Raw genomic sequence first — 19,511 nt, forward strand, 5'->3', positions numbered from 1 at the left:
GTGGCTTACTTCAGCTTGAACGACGCGGTGAGCTTCGAGCCGTCCTGCGTGGTCATCGTGACCACGTAGCAGGCGCCGGGCTTCTTGGGGCTCTGCCAGTTCTGGATGAACTGCCCGCCCGTCGTGTCGTAGCGGAGCGTCGTACCGCCGGTGGTCGTGACCTCGATCTCATCGAGGACCGTCGAGCCGCTCTGGCACGACACCTCCTTCTGCGTGAAAGAGAGGACCGCCGAGGTGCCGACGAGCTCGGTCGCTCCGGCGAACACCTCGAACTTCAGGGGCACGGTGGAGCCGCCCTTGACGCTGTTCCAGACGCCGTTCATGTCGACCGGCTGGAAGAAGCCCCGCAGGGTCCATGCCGACACCGAGTACGACCGGGTCTCGGTCGCCGAGTTGCCCGACGGGTCCTCGTCGGTCGTCGCGGTGAGCGTGTGCGCCCCGACGGATGTGCCGTAGCCGGTCACCTCGCACGCGACCGGGCCTGCCACGAGGTCGAACGCGTTGCACGAGCCGGGGGCCGGCACCGATCCGAAGATGTACGTGCCGCCGCTGGCAGGGCCGCCCACCCACGTGATCGCCGGCGGCGTCGTGTCGACGACGGTAACCGCGAACGAGGCCGAGCCCTCGTTGCCCGCTGCGTCGATCGCCGTGCAGTCGACCTGGTGGCCGCCGAGCGCGAAGGTCGAACCCGAGACCGGCTCGCACGTGACGTCGACCGGGCCGTCGACCAGGTCGGTTGCCGTGACCGAGTACGAGATCCCCGCGCCGGCAGGTCCGGTGGCCTCAGCCGTGATGGCGGCGGGAACCTCGATCGCCGGCGGCGTCGTGTCGACCACGGTCACCGTGAACGAGTTCGACCCGGTGTTGCCCGCGGCGTCGGTGGCCGAGCACGTGATGGTGTTGATGCCCAGGGGCAGCGTCGTGCCCGAGCCCGGCACGCACGTCGCGGCGATCTCGCCGTCCACGGCATCCGCGGCGGTGGCCGCATAGACCGCAGCCGCGCCGGACGGCCCAGCCGCCTCGACGATGAAGCTCGCAGGCACGGAAACGGCCGGAGCCGTGGTGTCGTGGACGGTGACGTCGAACGAATCGTCGGCCAGGTTTCCGCGGCTGTCGATCGCCGAGCACGTCACCGGCGTGATTCCGAGCGGGAAGACGTCGCCAGACTGGCGCGAGCAGTTCACCGCCACGTCGCCGTCGACGAGGTCGAACGCGGAGGCGTCGAACACGACGACGGCACCTGCCGGGCCGGTCGCCTCGGCCGTGATGTCCTCCGGCACGACGAGTACCGGTGCGCCGGTGTCGGCGATGGTCACCATGAACGAGCGTGAGCCCGTGTTGCCCGCAGCATCGCTCGCGCTGCACGTGACGGTGGTCTCCCCCACGGGAAAGCCCGTACCCGACGGGGGTGAGCAGCTGACCGCCGGCGACCCCGACACCGCGTCGGTCGCGGTCGGGTCGGTCCATGTCACAGTCGTGAGCGGGCCGGATGCCTCGAACCCCAGGTTGCTCATCGAGCCGACGACGGGAGCCGTGGTGTCCTGCACCGTGACGGTGAACGACCCCGCGCCGGTGTTGCCGGCGGTGTCGGTCGCAGAGCACGCCACGGTGGTCGTCCCGAGCGGGAAGGTCGCGCCTGACGCGGGCGCGCACGTCACCGCAGGCGCGGCGGGTGCCGTGTCATCGGTGGCCGCGGCCGAGTAGGTGACGAGTGCTCCTGCCGCGCTCGTCGCCTCCGCCGTGATCGGGCCGGGCAACTGGAGCTGCGGAGGGGTGGCGTCCGTGATGCACGGCGCGGTCGTCCACGTGACCGCGACGGCATTAGTGCCCGAGACCGGCCCGCCGGCGTTGTTGACGCCGCTGTACGAGAACGTCACGCTGCCCGATCCGCCCAAGGACTTGGCCGGCAGTGTCACGACTGCGGCCAGCGTCTCGTCGCTCAAGTCGTTCTGCGTGTTGTCGGACGCGCTCCCCTGCCATTCTGGCTCGAGCGTGATAGTCGTGTCCGCCAGCGTGGCAGCCATCCCCTCCGTCGCCGACACGAACCCGACCGTCACCGTGGAGCCGTTGGCGAAGACGCCGTTGTTGGCGTTGGCGTTCGGATTGCCGTTGCGCCGCGCCGCGATCAGCACCGTGAACTCCACGGGCTTGTCGGTACAGGCCTCGACGGATGCGGCTCCGGCTTGCACGGGCGACAATCCGTCACCATCGATCGCGAGCTGATCCGCGAAAGCCGCGGAACCACCTCCCGCGACGAGCAGACAGGCCACGCCGAACGCGACCATGTTTTTGAGCGCACGAGAACGCGCCATGTGAATCCCCATTCTCCCCACCGGCGGCGCGTGTTCGCGCGCACTCGGTCCCAACGCACATCGTGGCATGGGCGATTCAGCGCCGACCAGTCCGTCTGCCTCAGCGTGCGCTCAAGGTCGGCTCAGCATCGGCTCAGCCGCGCAGGAGTGCGCGCAGCGATGCGATCGTGTCGGCTTCGCCGGGACCCTTGTCGGGCCGATAGCCCTTCACCCGCGCGAAGCGCAGGGCGACTCCCCCCGGATATCTCGTCGATCGCTGCACACCGTCGATCGCGATCTCGACGACGGTTTCGGGCCGCACGTGCACGGCGTACGCGGACCGATGCGTCTCTATCGTCGGGAAGTGCTCGGTCTGCCAGCGCAGGAGCGCGTCGGTGAGGCCTTTGAACGTCTTGCCGACCATGACGAAGCCACCGGGCTCGCCGTAGGCGCCCTCGGGATCCCTCGCGCCCAGATGCAGGTTCGACAGCTGGCCGGTGCGCCGGCCCGAGCCCCACTCCACCGCGAGCACGACGAGATCGAACGTGAGCACGGGCTTGACCTTGAGCCAGCTCTTCCCGCGGCGCCCCGCCGCGTAGGCAGAGTCGATGCCCTTGACCATCACGCCCTCGTGCCCCGCGGCGAGCGCCTCGCGCGAGAACTCCTCAGCACGGGCGGGGTCGTCGGTGACGATGCCCGGCATGCGCGACGGCCCGGCCACCCGCTCGAGGACGTCGAGCCGCGTGGCGAGCGGCTCGTCGAGCAGGTCGCGCCCGTCGACGTGAAGAATGTCGAAGAACCAGGGCCGCAGCACGACCGCGGCGCTGCTTTCGGAGCCGAACCGTGCCATCGTGTCTTGGAAGGGGCGCGGGCCGCCGTCCTCGTCGAGCGACAGCGTCTCGCCGTCGAGGATCATGCGCTCGGCGGGCAGCTCGCGCACGGCGTCGACGATCTCGGGCACGCGATGGGTGATGTCGGCGAGGCTGCGGGTGTAGACGCGCACGTCGTCGCCGTCGCGGTGCACCTGAATCCGCGCGCCGTCGAGCTTGTACTCGACGGATGCCGCTCCCCCGAGCGCCCCGATCGCCTCGCCCGCCGATCCCGCGGTCGAGGCGAGCATCGGCATCACCGGACGCCCGACCTGCAGCCCGACGGCCTCGAGTTCCTCGGCCGACCCCGTCAGGGCGAGCTCGGCGGTGGCCCCGAGATCGCCCGACAGCATCGCCGCGCGGCGCACGGCCGCGGCATCCTTCCCCGATGCCTTCGCGACCGCGTCGAGCAGCACGCCCTCGAGCGCGCCGGTGCGGAGTTCGCCGAGCGTCACCCGGGCGATGAAGTCCCACTCGGCCGCCGTCGCGCGCTCGCTGAGCGCGGTGAGCTCGGTGCGACGTGCGGCGACCGACCCCGGTCCGTCGGTGACCGCGAGGCGATCGAGCGCTGCGTCGACGTCGAGGACCGTGAGCGACGGCTCGACGGCGTGCGGCGTCTCGAGCGCCGACAGACTGCGCCACCCGACGCCGAGGCGGCCCTGGCGCGGGCTCGCGGTGAGGAACCCGATCGCCGGCGCCACCTCGTCGGCGGCGAGGCCGCGGAGCACGTCGGCGAGCGCGGCGATCTTCGCAAGGCGCGATGACGTCGCGGCGACGGCTTCGGTCGCGACGACGACCTCGGTGAGCAGCATGCGGGAATTCTCGCACCCGGTCGCGACACGGCGGACGCCCTGGCGCACCCGCGGCCGACCCGCTAGGAGCCCCCGCCTACGCGGTGCCTGGACCCGGGCGATCCGGCCTAGACGACCGCGGCCGGCACCACTCCCGCGCGCAGCACGCCGTCGTGCAGCTCGAGAACGCGGTCGGCGCGGAGCATGATCGACGGGTCGTGGGTCGACAGGAGCACAGCGACGCCGTCCTCGTGCGCGATCGAGGCGATGAGGTCGATCATCGTCGCCGCGGTGTGCGAATCGAGCTGACCGGTGGGCTCGTCCGCGAGCACGATGCGCGGAGAGCCGGCCAGGGCGCGCGCGATGCCGACGCGCTGCTGCTGACCGCCCGAGAGCTCCGCCGGTCGCTGCTTGGCGTGATCGGCCAGGCCGACGCGCTCGAGCAGCCGCGTGACGCGCTCCGACCGCTCTGCCGGCTCCGTGCCCCGGATGCGCATCGGCAGCTCGACGTTCTCTTCGGCCGACAGCGCGCCGATCAGCCCGAAGGACTGGAAGACGTAGCCGATGTCGTCGCGCCGCACCGCGTCGACCTGCTTCTCGGGCGCCTCCGTGAGCACGACGTCGCCGACCCGCACCCGGCCGGTTGTCGGCGGCTGGATCCCGCCCAGGACGTGGAGCAGGGTCGTCTTGCCTGCCCCCGATGGTCCCACGAGCACGACGAGCTCACCGGGGTGCAGTTCGAGCGACGCGTCGGACAGCGCGTGCACGTCGCCGGCGGGGGTGCGGTGGACGACCGACAGATCGGATGCCTCGAGCACGGGCTCGCTCATGATCCCTCCTCCTGGTGTGATCCCTCGCGACGACTCCGTCGCGTCGCGGGCGCCTCGCCGTCAGCGGGCGCCGGAGTCGCTGCGGGTGGGGTCTGCCGACCGTCGCCAGGCCACACGCCCACGTGGTCGGGATTGAGCTTGAGGCGCACCCGCTCGCGCAGCGACAGCTGATGCATGTACTCGGTCGGCAGCTGCAGCCGCCCGACCTTGTCGAGCACGACGAACTCCTCGGCCATGTCGTGCTCGCGACCCTCGTCGTCGGTGTGCGTCCACCGCAGCACCTCGGTGGAGGTGCGGCCGTCGCGGATCTGCACCGTGCGCTGCACGTGCTCCGAGACAGCCGGATCGTGCGTCACGATGAGTGCGGTCGTTCCGAGCTCGCGGTTGACCGTCTCGAACGTCGACAGCACCTCCGCCGACGCATGCTCGTCCAGGTCGCCGGTCGGCTCGTCGGCGAGGAGCACGCGCGGGTCGTTGGCCAGAGCGACGGCGATCGCGACGCGCTGCTGCTGACCACCCGACAGCTCGGCGGGACGCCGCTCGGCGACGTCGGCCACGCCGGCGAGCTCGAGCAGCTCGGTCGCGCGCTCGGGATGTTTGCGATCGCCGCCGATCGCCCGCGCGAGCTGCACATTCTCGCGGGCGGACAGGTAGGGCAGCAGGTTGCGTGCGGTCTGCTGCCACACGAAGCCGACCACCTCGCGCCGGTACGTCACGCGGTCGCGCGCCGAGAGCGACGGCAGGTCGCGCCCGGCCACGCGCGCGGAGCCGGCAGTGGGAGCGTCGAGCGCGGAGAGGATCGACAGCAGCGTCGACTTCCCCGAGCCGGACGCGCCGACGAGGGCGACGAGCTCACCGCGGTCGATCACCAGGTCGAGGCCCTGCAGCGCCTGCACCTCGATGTCGGCGACGGCGAAGATCCTCACGAGTCCTTCGCACACGATGTCGGGTTCGGTCATCAGTCCTCCTCGGTTCGGAGCACGGTCGCCATCGACGTCGTGCGGGCGCTGGCCACGCCGCCGACGACGGCGAGGGCGAGCGCGACCACCACGACGGCGATGAGGGTGCCGCTCAGGGCGGGGTCGACGGCGATGCTCGGCTGACCGCCGCCGCCGGTGAACGGCCGCAGGTCGATCGAGGTCACGACGAGCAGCGGCAGCACGGCGCCGAGCGCCACGCCGCCCACGAGCGCGGTGACGCCGAGCGGTACGAACTCCCACGCGACGACGCCGCGGGATCGGGCCCGGTCGAGACCCATGCTGCGCAACAGGGCGATCACGCGCGAGCGCGCATCGCGCGAGACTCCCGCGACGAGGAGGAGCGCGACGACCGACAGCGCGACGGCGACGGCGAGCGCCGACAGCAGCACGAACCGCAGGGCCGAGACCGCCGGGGATGCCTGGATCTCGGCCGTCGACTCCTCGAGGATCCGCGTCGAGTGGGCCGAGCCGACGAGGTCGCCGAGCTCGTCGGCGATGGCCGCGGCATCCGCTCCTGATGCGATGTCGATCATCACCGTGCGCGGGAAGAACCCGAACCCGGTGAGGGCTGCGTAGTCGGCCCGATCCATCAGCACGAACTTCTCGGACCCGGTGACGCCGAGCACGCGGTCGAGCGTTCCGACGACGTCGACCGGCGAGGTCACGAAGGTGGTCTGCCCCTCCCCCAGGTCGGCCGCGAGCACGCTCGACTGTACGATCTGCACGGGGTCGGATCCGGGCGTGATGAGTCCGGCGGGCAGCGCCCCGACCATGCCGCGTTGCACGGCGGCGAGCGTGTCGACATCGGACACCGTGACCTGCACGCTCTCACGACCGCCCGGGCCCGCAACGGTGACGTAGTCGCCACGCAGCACGCCGACGGCATCGTCGACCCCCTCCACCGCGCGCATGGAGTCGATCATGTCGTCGTCGAAATACGGGCCGGCGAGTCGGATGTCGCCGCCGACGTCACGCTGCGCGGCCACGACCGCACCGCGGTCGACGGTGGCGAGCACGAGCGACGAGAACACGGCGATGGCGACGGCGACGAGCATCGCGAGGACGGCCGTCGTGCCCGCCGCGGAGTCGCGCAGGTTGCGCGCCGCCCCGACGAGGCCGACGACGCCCCGGCCGCGGCGCGCGACCCGGAGGGCTGCGGCGATCGGGATCGGATGAAGCCGGACGACGATGAGCGCCACGGCGACCGTGGCCAGCAGCGGCGCCGCGACGACGAGCGGATCGATCCCGTCGGTGGCCGATCCGATCCCGCGCAGGAACAGCTGCACGACGGCAACGGCGGCGAGCAGCAGCACGACCGCCTCGACGATCCGCACCGCCTTGCTGCGCACCGGGGCGTCGAGGTCGGCGCGTCCGCGCTCGAGCAGCGCGGGGCGAAGGGTGAAGGCGAGCGCGACACCCGGCACGACGCCGACCGCGACCGCGAGGAGCGTCGGCACCGGCCCGGCGTCATTGGGTGTGACGGCGATCGCGACGACCGCCGCGAGGATCGCAGCGGGGATGCCGAGGATGAGACCCTCGCCGAACAGCAGTCGACGCAGCCGGCCCAGCGGCGCGCCGCGGGCGGACATGAGCGACAGATCCGCCCGGCGGCGGCGGATCATGAGGGCGGCGGCGAGGACGACCAGCGAGACGCTCACCGCGAGCGGGCCGACCGCCGCAACGGCGAGGATCGCGCTCGCGGAGTTCGCGCGGGAGAGCGCGGTCGACAGCACGTCGACGATCTCGCTCTGGAAGCGCACTCGCAGCTGACCCGTCTCGTCGACGGGGACGCTCGTCGACGTCGCCGCACGCAGCGCGGAGAGGAGCTCGACCGGCTCGGCTCCGAGTGCCGCGCCGCCGTCCACCGGGTACCACGCCTGAAGCTCCGCGCGCAGGGCCGGGACGATCTGAGCCCACGACTCCGGATGCACCCAGGCGACCGACGTGGCGGTGGGGCGCCGGTTGCCGTCGTCGAACACGGTGGCGGTGAGCGAAGTGGGCAGGTGAGCCCATCGATCGGCCTCGGGATCGATCGCCCCGACGGTTCCCACGAGCTGGATCTCGACCGCTCCCTCGAGCCAGTCCTCCACCGACGTGACCCGGGTCGACGGCGGTGCGCTGCGCACTTCGCCGATCGGCCACTGCATCGTGGCGGCCGCGGCATCGCTCAACACGATCTCCACGGGCCCCGTGCCGCTCCACGGCCGGGGCCAGGCGCCGTCGACGAGCTCGACGCTCGACTGCATCGCCGGCTCGGCGAAGAGCTGCACGATCGAGATGGGCGCCTGCGGAGGAAGGTTCTCGGGATCGACGCGCAGATCCTGCGCGTACGCGGCGAACTGCGCCTCGCCGACGAGCGGTGCGAGGGCCGGCTCGAGCGACGCCCGGTTGTCGGCGAGCAGCCGGCCGACCGCGCCGAACACGTTCTCCGCACCCTCGTCCCAGCCCCCGGTGACCTCGGGATCGTTCGCCGGGCCGAGGGCGGGTGAGCCGATGAGGCTCGCCGACAGGTCGCGCGAGATCGCCGGCATATCGGAGACCTGGTGTGCGACCTCGGCACGGACGACTCCGACGAGGGCGCGCGGGGCGGCCGCGATCACGAAGGCCGCGAAGGCGGTGAGCGCGATGATGACGAGCGCGGCGCTGCGAGGCGTCGCGAAGCGGCGGCGGGTGAGGGCGGACAGACCGGGCGACCTGGTCACTCGTCCTCCCTCATGAGCGGCGCGAGGCGGGCGGGGGCCTGCACTGTCGCGACGATGACGGCGAAGACGGCGACGGCGGCGAGGATCGCCAGGACGAGCACCAGCGGGTCGGCGCGCAGAACGATGGGATAGGACTCCGGCACGCTGCCGTACGCCGCGCGCACGAGCGGCGCCACGATGAGCCATGCCGTGGCCGCGCCGGCCGCGATACCGCCCACGGCGCCCATCGCCACCGCGAACAGGTCCTCCTGCGCGCGCAGCCGCGAGGCACGGCGACGACCCAGGCCCATCACGGCGAAGAGGGCGAGCTCGCGCGAATCGGCGCGGCTGCGGGTGCGTCGCAGCACCAGCACGACGACGGCGAGCACGACCGCGCCCGCGGCGGCGAGGAAGAACGCCGCAGCCGTGCCTGCCGCGTTCTCGGCCGACCGCGGATCGGCCACGATCGTCACCGTCTGCGGGAACTCCTCCGAGACGGCCGCCGCGGTCGCCCCGGGGTCATCGGTGGACAGCCACACCTGGGTCGGCACGACGTCGAACGGGCTGGCCGTCGAGATCGTGCCGAGGTCGACGAGCATCCCCTCGCCGGTGGTCGATCCGGGCAGAACCGGGATCACGTCGACGATCTCGAAGTCCGCCTCGAATTCGGGCTTGATCACCTCGAGCGCGATCGAGTCGCCCACCTCGAGGCTCAGCGAGGCGGCGAGCTGCGCGGTGATGACCGTCGGAACCGCGGTCGGGATGCCGGCGGCCACCGCCTGGCTGTAGGGCTGACCCTCGCTCGCCTCCGGTGCGAACGCGATGCCGGCATCGGTGACCTCGACGACTCCGGGCGTGCCCGCCGCCGGACGGAACTCCGTCAGATCGACGTCGACCCCACCGCTCGTGACCTCGGCGATCTCGCCCCCGCCCGGCACGTGGCCGAGCGGGTGGTAGGCGATCGCCAGAGCTGCGAGCGACCACTCGTCGTCCGAGGGCAGCTCGAAAGTGAAAGTCTCCTCGTCGCGCACGTCGAGGTCGGTGAACGTGTTGCCGTCGTCGTCCTCGATCACCGAGAGATCGGCGTTGCTGAAGCCGAATGTCGCGACGGCTCCCGCTGAGGAGACCACGGTCGCCCGGCCGTTGAACGCCGGAGATCCCTGGGGGATGAACTCTCCGTCGAACTCGACCGGCTCCCCCGGGGGTGCCACGAGAGTGAGGGAGAACGCGTCGCCCTCGAGCGCCGCGCTCGTCTCGGGGAGCGTGAGCTCCGCGCCGAGTGCGGCCGGATCGATCGTCCCATCCGCGTCGAGCATGACCGCACCGAGCTGTGGCGCCTGGACGGCGAGGATGGGGATGCGCTGATCGGCGCCCTGCGCGCTCATCGGGCGCGCGAGCATCGCCGCATCGGGTGCGCCGACGGCCGCGACATCCGCCGCGGCGACGTCCTCGGGGATCGTGCCGACCTTCAGGTCCGCGCCGACCCGCAGCGCCTCGGGGGCGTCCCCGAGGGCGGTGAGGCTGGCCTGGTAGGCGCCTGCCACCGTGATCGTGCCGATCGCGAACGCGACGACCGTGATCGACAGGGCGTGGCGTGCCGGGCGGCGCGACGCGAGCCGCAGCGGGGTGGCCGGCGATACGGACCGACCGGGCGCGAAGGCCGCGCCTATCGCCCGTGCGATGGGCGTCGCGAGGGCCACGGCGATCAGCGCGGCGAGTCCGAGAGCGAGTGCGGGAGCGACGGCCACGAGCGGATCGAGGGTCGAGCCGCCGTCGCCCCGCTCGACGACGGGGGTTCCGGACTGCACGAACTGCCAGACCGCGAGGGCGGTGACGACCGCCAAGAGCACGATGAGTCCGATGTCGGCCACGGCGCGGGCCCTGGCCGATCCGCGCTCGGCGCCGCGTGCCGTGGCCACGGCCACGACGGTCGCGACCACCGCCGCGATGCCCGCTGCGACGACCGGGGGCATGAGCGGGCTCGCGGGCGCGGCGCCCCACACTCCCGCCACGAGCACGCCGAGGAAGGCGCCGGCCAGGCCGCCCACCACGGCGACGATCACCGACTCGAGCGCAGCCAGCCACACGAGGTCGCGCCGGCGCGCGCCGCGCGCGCGCAGCAGCCGCGTCTCGGACTCGCGCGCGCGCACCGACTCGAGCGCGACGGCGCCGACGACGACGGCCGTCAGCAGACCGAGCAGACCGAGCGCGACCGCCGTCGGCCCGCGGCGGGCCTCGAGGCCGTCGCTGAGCTCGGCGAGTGTGTCGCGCAGGCCGCCCGACTCCTGAGGACGGTCGCCGGTCGCCTCCTCGACGGCGTCGCGCAGACCGGCGAGCCCGTCGACGAGTCCGACGGCCTGCGCCCCGGTGATCCTGTCGAGGTCGGGCGTGAGCACGACGGCGCCGTCGTCGGCTGCGATCGCGAGGGCTCCGGCGGCACCCGCGTCCGCGACCGAGTCCGCGGCGGCGTCGGCGGCCTCGTCGGCCGAGACCCCGGCGTCGAGGGTCAGGACGATGCGACCGCGATCACCTGTCGCCGCGGCGAGGGCGGAGCGCGCCTCGCGGGTCTCGACGGTGCCGATGAGGCCGGCGACGGCCACGAGGAGCAGCGCGGCGAGAGCGGAGACCACCCCGAGGGTGAGGAGCGGGGTCGCTGCGGCGCGCGCCCTGGCGAGGGCGAAGCGGAGTCCTCCGATCACGCGGCCGCCCTTTGCACTCTGGCACTCTAACCCAGGCGGGCGGCGGCATCCTCCGCGCTGTCACGCGTTGGGGAGAGGCTCCCGACGACGTCCGCGAGAGCCAGGCCCGCCTCGGCATGCGCGAAGCGGTACCCGGCATCCTCCAGCACGCCCGGAAGCACCCAGCGGCTCTTCAGGACAAGCTCCGGCTCGGTGCGCAGCACCCACATCGCGGGCTCGAGCATGAAGCGCCACGCGGGCAGACCGACCGGCGCACCGACCAGACGACGCAGCGTCTCCATCAGCGTGGCGTTGTCGATCGGGTCGGGTGCCGCGAGGTTCACCGGTCCGGCGATGTCGGGGTTGTCGCGAATGAAGCGCACACTGCCGACGACGTCGTCGATGTGGATCCAGCTGAAGCGCTGCCGCCCATGCGAGCGATGCGACGGCGCTCGGCCGTCGCCGGTCGGGCGCGGGCCGATGCCGCGATAGCGGCGATGCGGGAACCAGCGACCGTCGTACTGCGGACCGCCCAGGCCGAGCCGGGCCAGCCGCACGAGCAGCCGGGTCGCGGGTCCGTCGCCGAGGACGATGGCCATGCGCAGCGAAGCACGTCGCGTGGCGGGGAGATCGCCGGCGAAGAACTCGTCCTCCCACGTGCGGGCGACGTCGACCGAGAAGCCCGACCCGAGCTCGCCCTCCGCCTCCGTCTGCGGACGGTCCATCGCGTATCGATAGATCGTGGCGGTGCTGGCATTCAGCCATAGTGCAGGCGGGGCAGCAGCATCCGTCACCGCTTCCCGCAGGAGGCGGGTCGTCTCGACACGGGATCGCAGGATCTCGTCGCGGTTTCCATCGGTGTAGCGGCAGTTCACCGACTTGCCCGCGAGATTGATCAGCAGGTCGGCTCCGTCGACGGCGCGCTGCAGACTCGCAGGATCCGACCAGCGCCCATCCGGTCCGCTGCGGCCGACCAGCCGGATGTCGTAGCCGTCGCCGGCGAGCGCGGTGCGCAGCGCGCCGCCCACGAACCCGGAGGCGCCGGCGATCACGGCGACGGGGCGGGTCACCGCGCGGCCGTCCTTCCCGCTCGACGCTCCGGCCACGTGCTCCACAGCGCCCAGGCCACGAGGACGGGCTGAAGGAGCAGGCGGACGAACCGCGCCCGGTCGGTGCGCATCAGCGGGGCATCGCGGCGGGTTCGCCACTGATGCACGTTCCCGGGGAACACGGCGATGAAGAAGCCTGCGACGATCCAGCCGATCCGCCCGCGCTCGCGCGGGAGTGAGAGAAGCGCGCCTCCCAGCATCAGCTCGACCGCGCCGGACGCCACCACGATCGCGTCCTTGTCGGTGCGCAGCAGCGCCGTCGCCCAATCGGGCACCACGATGCGGTAGCCGCGGCGTCCCCACGTGAGGTGGGACGCCCCGGCGATGAGCAGCAGTGCCGCGAGCACGGTGCGCGCCACGACTTTCGGTACGGAATCGGTGCGGGTCGCGGATCGAGCGGTCATCGCGCCCAGTCTGGCATCTCGTGACTCCGACGACCGCCGTTCTTCCACTGGTCATGTTCGCCGCCTACCGTTGAGGTGCGGTCGACCTCGCCGCTGATCACGCGAGTGCGTCGCTGCATCCCCCTGCGCCGTCCACAAGACGGCGTCCTGTTCGAAGGAGAACGATGTCCCCCCGCATCCGCGGCGCTCTCGCCGCCCTCACCGCCGCCGCCCTCATCGGCGCCGGCTCGGCTGCCCCTGCCCTGGCCGCGCCGCCCTCGCCCCACAAGCCCGACGTGCTCTACCAGAAGGAGCCGCTGCGCGTCGCGACCTACAACCTGTCGCTCAATCGCAACGCGGAGGGCCAGCTCGTGAGCGACCTGTCGACCGGCGACAACGCGCAGGCGCGCACGGTGGCCGAGGTGATCCAGCGCGCTGCGCCCGATGTCGTGCTGCTGAACGAGTTCGACTACGTCGAGGGCGGGGTCGCCGTCGACCTGTTCCGCGACAACTACCTCGAGGTCAGCCAGAACGGCGCTCCGGCGGTCGAATACCCCTACGCCTTCGTGGCGCCGTCGAACACCGGCATCCCGAGCGGGTTCGACCTCAACAACAACGGAACCGTCGGCGGAGGCGACGACGCGTTCGGCTTCGGCATCTACCCAGGCCAGTACGGCATGGTCGTGCTCTCCCAGCACCCGATCGTGACCGACGACGTGCGCACGTTCCAGAAGTTCCTGTGGAAGGACATGCCCGGCGCCCTGCTGCCGGACGATCCGGACACGGTGCTCCCGGCCGATTGGTACTCCGCCGAAGAGCTCGAGGTCTTCCGCCTGTCGAGCAAGTCGCACTGGGATGTGCCGGTGAAGGTCGGCGACCACACCGTGCACATCCTCGCCTCGCACCCGACCCCGCCGACCTTCGACGGGCCCGAGGACCGCAACGGCACGCGCAACCACGACGAGATCCGGTTCTGGGCCGACTACGTCGCGCCCGGCAAGGGCCGCTACATCTACGACGACGACGGCCTGCGCGGCGGACTGCGGCCGGCGTCGTCGTTCGTCATCGTCGGCGACCAGAATGCAGACCCCCTCGACGGCGACTCCGTCGACGCCGCGATCGACCAGCTGCTCGGCAGCCACTGGATCCGCGACGCGGAACCGACGTCGCAGGGTGCCGTCGAGGCCTCCGCGCTGCAGGGCGGGGCGAACGCCACGCACCGGGGCGACCCGAAGTACGACACCGCCGACTTCAGCGACACCGCGCCGGGCAACCTCCGTGCGGACTACGTCCTGCCGTCGTGGACGCTGCAGCCCGTCGCGTCGGGCGTCTTCTGGCCCGTGACGGCCGACCCGCTGTCGCGTCTGACCGGGGTCTTCCCGTTCCCGAGCAGCGACCACCGGCTGGTGTGGGTCGACGTGAAGGTGCCGCGCACCGGGCGCTGACCCGTCAAACGGGGGTCGCCGCGGTCATCGGGCCGCGGCGGCCGCCCGCGCCGCGTCGACGAAGCGCAGATAATCGTCGGCGGTCTCGCCGGCGGTGATCGCGCGCAGCACGACCTCGTCGGCCGACGCCCGGTACGCGGCGATCCGCGCGCCCTGATCGGGCCGGATCACCGTGTCGAGCGCCTCGATGCCCAGGCGGGCGAAGTTCGCGGCGTATGCCGGGTACGAGGCATACGCGGCAGCCTCCCGCTCGAGCCGCGGCCCGGCATCGGCGTCGAGCGCGGTGCGCACATAGACCGCGACGTGGGCGTCGGCGGCGACCTCATGGGCCGCATCGGTCTGCCGCGCGGCGACGTCGGGCGTCAGCCAGCTGAGAAGCAGACCGTCGGATGCCGCGGCCCCGAGTCGCCGCATCTTCGGGCCGAGCGCACCGATCACGACGCGCGCCGACGATCCCGCCCGGAGTGCGGCCGCGGCATCCGCCACCAGCGCCAGCGCTCCTTCGCGGCGACCGCCGGAGCCGATGCCGAGCAGAAGCCGGTCTTCCGGCAGCGCGAGGGCCGAGACTCGGTCGAGGATCTCGGCCGGCGGACGCCGGTCGACCGGGACGACACCGGTCGCGAGCACGAGGGACTCGGTCTCGCGCGCGGCGGCGGCGAGCACCGCGAGCGCATCGCTGCCCGGCGTGTCGTTGACCCACAGCGCGTGGAACCCGGCGGCCTCGATCGCCGGCGCCAGGCGTGCGGCGAGCTCGGGTCCGACGGCGGCGGCGACGCCGATCGACAGCGCGCCGGTGCCGGTCATGCCGTGCGCTCCGCGACGAGACGCGACACCTCGGCTGCCGACGCGTAGAACGCGGCCGCGTCGACGCGCGAGGCCGGGAGCAGCACGACGTCGTCGACCCCGGCGTCGAAGAATTCGCCGAGCGCCGTGGCGACCGCGGCCGGATCGCCCCACACCGCGCGCTGATGCGGATCGGGCTTGTCGCCGACGTCGGCGAGCGCCCGTGCCTCGGCGTCGGGGCCGAAGGCGGTGATCACGAACGCGACGACGTCATGGTCGCCCTCCCGACCCGCCGCGGCGCGCGCACCGCGGATCGTCTCGACCGACGCGCGCACTTCGGCCGGTGTGTGGTTGCTGTCGAGCACGACACCGTCGGCGACCTCGCCGCACAGCTGCAGCGTCTTGGGACCCTCGGCCGCCGCGTACACGAGCGGTGCCGTCGCGGGTGGCGTGTCGAGCCGGACGGCGTCGAGCGTGACGTAGCGGCCCGCGGTGTCGACCTGCTCGCCGGCGAGCAGCGACCGCAGGGCCGGGACGTACTCGCGCATGAGGGTCAGCGGCGAGGCGACGCGCGCGCCCACCTGCCCCATCCACGGCAGCACGCCGTGCCCCACGCCGGGAAGGAGCCGGCCGGGGAACAGCCGCTCGACGGTGGCGATCTCCATCGCCGTGGCGGCGACGTTGCGCAGCGGCATGGGCGAGATGCCGATCCCCAGCCGCAGCTGCTCGGTCCAGGCCAGCGCGGCCGCAGCCGTCGCGAACGCCGACGTGCGGAAGCAGTCCTCCCAGATCCACAGCTCGGGCAGCCCCTCGCGCTCGGCGACGACCACCGCGTCGCGGAACTCCTCGGGTGCGTGCGTGTACGGGTTGAAGATCGCGCCGATGCGTGCCATTGCTCCAGCCTGGCACGCCCGCACGACGTTGCTGTCGCCGCCGCGCGAACCCCTGCTCACCTGTCACGAAGCGTCGGCGCGACCGGCAGATCGTGACAGGTGAGCAGGGTGGTGCGGGGCGTCAGGCGGCGAGGGCGTCAGGCGGCGAGGGGCGTCAGGCGGCGATGATCGCGGGAGCCTCGGCCCTCACGATGAGCTCGCCGGACGCGGCATCCACCGTCACCGATCCGCCGTCGACGAGCGCCCCCGTCACGAACAGGTCGGCGATGCGGTCGTCGACCTCGCGCTGGATCAGGCGGCGCAGCGGACGCGCGCCGTACTCGGGCTCGTACCCGTGCTCGGCGAGCCAGTCGGTCGCGGCGTCCGTGACGACCAGCCCCACCTCGCGCTTGCCGAGCCGAGCCTCCGACGCGCCGAGCAGAAGCCCGACGATCTGACGCAGCTGCGGCTGGTCGAGCTTGCGGAACAGCACGATCTCGTCGATGCGGTTGAGGAACTCCGGTCGCATGGCCTCGCGCAGACGCGCCATGACGCGGTCGCGCAGGTCCTTCTCGGAGCCGAAGCCCGTCGATCCGCCGCCGTCGGCGATGAAGCCGATCGCGCCTCCGCGCGAAGCGAGGAACTCCGAGCCGAGGTTCGACGTCATCACGACCACCGTGTTGCGGAAGTCGACGGTGCGCCCCTGGCCATCGGTCAGGCGCCCGTCGTCGAGCACCTGCAGCAGCAGGTTGAACACGTCGGGGTGCGCCTTCTCGATCTCGTCGAACAGCACGATCGAGTACGGATTGCGGCGGACGCGCTCGGTCAGCTGGCCCGCCTCGTCGTAGCCGACGTATCCGGGAGGCGCCCCCACGAGACGCGACACCGTGTGCCGCTCGCCGAACTCGCTCATGTCGAAGCGGATCACCGCGCCCTCGTCGTCGAACAGCGACGCGGCGAGCGCCTTCGCCAGTTCGGTCTTGCCGACGCCGGTCGGACCGAGGAAGAGGAACGAGCCCACCGGCCGCCGGGCGTCGCCCATGCCGGTGCGGTTGCGGCGCACCGCCTTGGCGACCGCGGCCACGGCGTCGTCCTGGCCGATCACGCGATCGTGCAGCTCGTCCTCGAGCACGGCGAGACGCTCGCGCTCGGACTCGGTGAGGCGGTTGAGAGGGATGCCGGTGGCACGGCTGATCACCGCGGCGATCTCGGGCTCGCCGACCACAGCCTCGTCGCGACCGGCGGCTCCGGTGGCCGTGATGTCGTCGAGCCGGGCCTGCACGGCCGCGATGCGGTCGCGGATGCGCGAAGCCTCCTCGTAGTGCTCGGCCGAGACCGCGGCGTTCTTGTCGGCCTCGAGCGTGGCCAGGTCGGTCATCAGCGCGCTGACGTCGACCTTCGCCCCCAGCCGCAGGCGCAGCCGCGCGCCGGCCTGATCGATCAGGTCGATCGCCTTGTCTGGCAGCACGCGCTCGGTGAGGTACCGGTCGCTGAGCTCGACGGCCGCACGGATCGCCTCGTCGGTGTACGCGATGCCGTGGTGATTCTCGTAGGCCGGCTGCAGGCCGCGCAGGATGAGCACCGCGTCCTCGACCGAGGGCTCGCCGACCCGCACAGGCTGGAACCGGCGCTCGAGCGCGGGATCCTTCTCGATCACGCGGTACTCCTTGAGCGTCGTGGCTCCGACGAGGTGCAGGTCGCCGCGCGCGAGGCGGGGCTTGAGGATGTTGCCGGCGTCCATGCCGCCGTCACCGGCGCCACCTGCGCCGACGACCGTGTGCACCTCGTCGATGAACACGATGAGCTCGCCCTTGTGGGCGGCGATCTCATCCATCGTCTTGGTGAGGCGCTCCTCGAAGTCGCCGCGGTAGCGCGTGCCTGCGAGCATCGCGGGCAGGTCGAGCGCGACGACGCGCTTTCCGAGCAGCTGCTCGGGGACGCCGCCTTCGACGATCGCCTGCGCGAGACCTTCGACGATGGCGGTCTTGCCGACGCCGGCCTCGCCGACGAGCACCGGGTTGTTCTTGGTGCGCCGGCTCAGGATCTCGATCGTCTGCTCGATCTCGTCGGCGCGCCCGATGACGGGGTCGAGTTCTCCGGCTGCAGCCTGCGCGGTGAGGTCGGTGCCGTACGTGTCGAGCAGGGGGGTGTCGGATGCCGCGGCATCCGCCTCTTCCTCGGTCCGCGGCTCCCCGCCCGTGGTCACGGTCTCGCGGAGCCCCTGCGTGAGGGCCTCGGCGGTGACGCCGGCGCGCGCGAGCACCTGCCCTGCAGGTGTGTCCTGTGCGAGGACGAGAGCGAAGAACAGGTGCTCGGGGTCGACGTAGGTCGAGCCCGACGAGCGGGCCACCTGGAACGCGTGGAACAGCGCGCGCTGCACCGACGGCGTGATGACGGCACCGTCGACGTCGGCCGGGGCGCTCGCGCCGGGCAGGCGCTCCTCGGTCGCGCGGAGGATCGCGCGCGGGTCGGCCCCGATGTGCTGGACGGCGTCACGCGCGGGCGCCTCGTCGATGAGGACGCGCAGCACATGCAGCGCGTCGAGCTCGCGCTGGCCGCGCTCGAGCGCGAACCGGCCTGCGCGCTGGAGCAGCTCCTGGGTGCGCGCGCCGAGGAACCGGCTGAGGTCGATGGACCGCTCGGCGCGAGCGCGCTCCCCTGCCAGATACCGCGCCAGGAACTCGTCGAACGAGCCGCCGTTGTCGTCGGCGCCGGCGGACGGGGTGAAGTCTTCGGGCATTCCGTTTCTCCTGAAAGTTGAGGAAAGGACTGTCAAGTTTAGGAACTTGAGCGCAGTCGTATCAACTTCAAGACTCTGCGGGGGCTGTGTATTCCCAGACCCGGTCCGCGCTCTTCGCTCCCGGTGCCGATTTCCGTGCACGGCACGGATGTCGCCGCGGCGCTTCCCGAGAACCCTGGGATGCGTCCACAGAACCAGAAGGAGAAGGACACATCATGACGGATCTGAACACGATCGTGATCGACGAGGCCGATCAGGCCCTCAAGGCCAAGCACCGCGCGATGTGGGCGTCGGGCGACTACCCGACGCTCGCCCACGACCTCATCTGGTCGCTCGGCCCACGGGTGGTCGAGGCCGTGGACGTCCGCGCCGGAGAGCGCGTGATCGACATCGCGGCCGGAAGCGGCAACGCGGCGATCCCCGCCGCGAAGCGCGGAGCCGACGTCGTCGCGACCGACCTCACGCCCGAGCTGTTCGGCGACGGCCACCGCCGCGCGCAGGACGCGGGCGCGGAGCTGGAGTGGCGGCCGGCGGACGCCGAGGCGCTGCCGTTCGGCGAGGACGAGTTCGACGTCGCGATCTCGACGGTCGGCGTGATGTTCGCACCGCACCACGAGCGCAGCGCCGGCGAGATCATCCGCGTCGTCCGCCCCGGCGGACGGATCGGGCTCATCAGCTGGACGCCGCAGGGCTTCATCGGCCAGCTGTTCGCCGCGCTGAAGCCGTTCAACGCGCCGCTTCCTCCGGGCGCTCAGCCGGCGCCCCTGTGGGGCGACGAGGCGCACGTGCGCGAGCTCTTCGGCGATCGCGTCACCGACGTGCGCGCGGTGCGTGAGAGCGTGCGGTTCGACCGCTTCGCGACAGGCGAGGAGTTCCGGGCCTACTTCGCGTCGCACTACGGGCCGACGATCGCGGTCTACAACCGCAACGCCGACGACCCGGCCGCGGTGGCGGCCATCGACGAGGCCCTGCGCGGCCTCGGCGACCGCGCCATCGAGCGCGATGGAGTCATCGACTCCGAGTTCCTGCTGTTCACCGCGACGGTCCGCTGACCGCCGC

13 protein-coding genes are annotated in these 19,511 nt (G+C 72.2%); 2 read left to right on the forward strand and 11 right to left on the reverse strand.

Going from position 1 to position 19,511, the window contains the following annotated elements:
- Window positions 1-5: 5 nt before the first annotated feature.
- From H9622_RS14505 to H9622_RS15915, 8 genes are all read right to left on the reverse strand, one after another.
- Complete coding sequence (locus H9622_RS14505) at window positions 6-2,189, reverse strand: HYR domain-containing protein (protein ID WP_191767135.1); 2,184 nt, start codon at window positions 2,187-2,189, stop codon at window positions 6-8.
- Window positions 2,190-2,445: 256 nt separating this feature from the next.
- Window positions 2,446-3,972 carry an ATP-dependent DNA ligase gene (locus H9622_RS14510; RefSeq protein ID WP_191767136.1) on the reverse strand — a complete coding sequence of 509 codons (1,527 nt, stop codon included), beginning with the start codon at window positions 3,970-3,972 and terminating at the stop codon, window positions 2,446-2,448.
- Between the two features lie 107 nt (window positions 3,973-4,079).
- Window positions 4,080-4,781, reverse strand: a complete 702-nt coding sequence (locus tag H9622_RS14515) for an ABC transporter ATP-binding protein (protein WP_191767137.1) — start codon at window positions 4,779-4,781, stop codon at window positions 4,080-4,082.
- A complete protein-coding gene (locus H9622_RS14520) occupies window positions 4,778-5,740 on the reverse strand; it encodes an ABC transporter ATP-binding protein (protein ID WP_191767138.1) in 963 nt (320 codons plus the stop codon). Before H9622_RS14520 ends, H9622_RS14515 begins: the two co-directional genes overlap by 4 nt.
- On the reverse strand, window positions 5,740-8,463 hold the full coding sequence (locus H9622_RS16130) for an FtsX-like permease family protein (protein WP_191767139.1): 2,724 nt from the start codon (window positions 8,461-8,463) through the stop codon (window positions 5,740-5,742). The genes H9622_RS14520 and H9622_RS16130 overlap by 1 nt, the downstream gene beginning before the upstream one ends.
- Window positions 8,460-11,141, reverse strand: a complete 2,682-nt coding sequence (locus H9622_RS14530; protein WP_191767140.1) for an FtsX-like permease family protein — start codon at window positions 11,139-11,141, stop codon at window positions 8,460-8,462. The genes H9622_RS16130 and H9622_RS14530 overlap by 4 nt, the downstream gene beginning before the upstream one ends.
- A gap of 26 nt (window positions 11,142-11,167) precedes the next feature.
- Window positions 11,168-12,190, reverse strand: coding sequence for an epimerase (locus H9622_RS14535; RefSeq protein WP_318247135.1), 1,023 nt, complete (start codon window positions 12,188-12,190; stop codon window positions 11,168-11,170).
- The gene (locus tag H9622_RS15915; protein ID WP_225222150.1) at window positions 12,187-12,633 is read right to left on the reverse strand and encodes a DoxX family protein; all 447 of its coding nucleotides are present in this window, start codon (window positions 12,631-12,633) and stop codon (window positions 12,187-12,189) included. The genes H9622_RS14535 and H9622_RS15915 overlap by 4 nt, the downstream gene beginning before the upstream one ends.
- 164 nt (window positions 12,634-12,797) lie before the next feature.
- On the opposite strand from H9622_RS15915, the gene H9622_RS14540 reads away from it, so the two are divergent.
- Window positions 12,798-14,057: an endonuclease/exonuclease/phosphatase family protein gene (locus H9622_RS14540; protein WP_191767142.1), complete on the forward strand. Its 1,260-nt coding sequence runs from the start codon at window positions 12,798-12,800 to the stop codon at window positions 14,055-14,057.
- A gap of 24 nt (window positions 14,058-14,081) precedes the next feature.
- On the opposite strand, the gene H9622_RS14545 is transcribed toward H9622_RS14540, so the two are convergent.
- The 3 genes from H9622_RS14545 to H9622_RS14555 all read right to left on the reverse strand — a co-directional run bounded on the left by H9622_RS14545 (window position 14,082) and on the right by H9622_RS14555 (window position 18,452).
- Complete coding sequence (locus tag H9622_RS14545; RefSeq protein ID WP_191767143.1) at window positions 14,082-14,861, reverse strand: LLM class flavin-dependent oxidoreductase; 780 nt, start codon at window positions 14,859-14,861, stop codon at window positions 14,082-14,084.
- On the reverse strand, window positions 14,858-15,733 hold the full coding sequence (locus tag H9622_RS14550; protein ID WP_191767144.1) for an LLM class flavin-dependent oxidoreductase: 876 nt from the start codon (window positions 15,731-15,733) through the stop codon (window positions 14,858-14,860). The genes H9622_RS14545 and H9622_RS14550 overlap by 4 nt, the downstream gene beginning before the upstream one ends.
- Before the next feature lie 154 nt (window positions 15,734-15,887).
- Window positions 15,888-18,452: an ATP-dependent Clp protease ATP-binding subunit gene (locus tag H9622_RS14555; protein ID WP_191767145.1), complete on the reverse strand. Its 2,565-nt coding sequence runs from the start codon at window positions 18,450-18,452 to the stop codon at window positions 15,888-15,890.
- 215 nt (window positions 18,453-18,667) lie between these two features.
- On the opposite strand from H9622_RS14555, the gene H9622_RS14560 reads away from it, so the two are divergent.
- A complete protein-coding gene (locus tag H9622_RS14560; RefSeq protein WP_191767146.1) occupies window positions 18,668-19,504 on the forward strand; it encodes a class I SAM-dependent methyltransferase in 837 nt (278 codons plus the stop codon).
- Window positions 19,505-19,511: the final 7 nt, after the last annotated feature.

The organism is Microbacterium gallinarum (assembly GCF_014837165.1).
GTDB lineage: Bacteria > Actinomycetota > Actinomycetes > Actinomycetales > Microbacteriaceae > Microbacterium > Microbacterium gallinarum.

Coding starts and splice junctions, on each gene's coding strand:
- H9622_RS14540 (WP_191767142.1), top strand. CDS start 12,798: ATGTCCCCCCGCATCCGCGGCGCTCTCGCCGCCCTCACCGCCGCCGCC.
- H9622_RS15915 (WP_225222150.1), bottom strand. CDS start 12,633: ATGACCGCTCGATCCGCGACCCGCACCGATTCCGTACCGAAAGTCGTG.
- H9622_RS14510 (WP_191767136.1), bottom strand. CDS start 3,972: ATGCTGCTCACCGAGGTCGTCGTCGCGACCGAAGCCGTCGCCGCGACG.
- H9622_RS14560 (WP_191767146.1), top strand. CDS start 18,668: ATGACGGATCTGAACACGATCGTGATCGACGAGGCCGATCAGGCCCTC.
- H9622_RS14545 (WP_191767143.1), bottom strand. CDS start 14,861: ATGACCGGCACCGGCGCGCTGTCGATCGGCGTCGCCGCCGCCGTCGGA.
- H9622_RS14550 (WP_191767144.1), bottom strand. CDS start 15,733: ATGGCACGCATCGGCGCGATCTTCAACCCGTACACGCACGCACCCGAG.
- H9622_RS14515 (WP_191767137.1), bottom strand. CDS start 4,781: ATGAGCGAGCCCGTGCTCGAGGCATCCGATCTGTCGGTCGTCCACCGC.
- H9622_RS14520 (WP_191767138.1), bottom strand. CDS start 5,740: ATGACCGAACCCGACATCGTGTGCGAAGGACTCGTGAGGATCTTCGCC.
- H9622_RS14555 (WP_191767145.1), bottom strand. CDS start 18,452: ATGCCCGAAGACTTCACCCCGTCCGCCGGCGCCGACGACAACGGCGGC.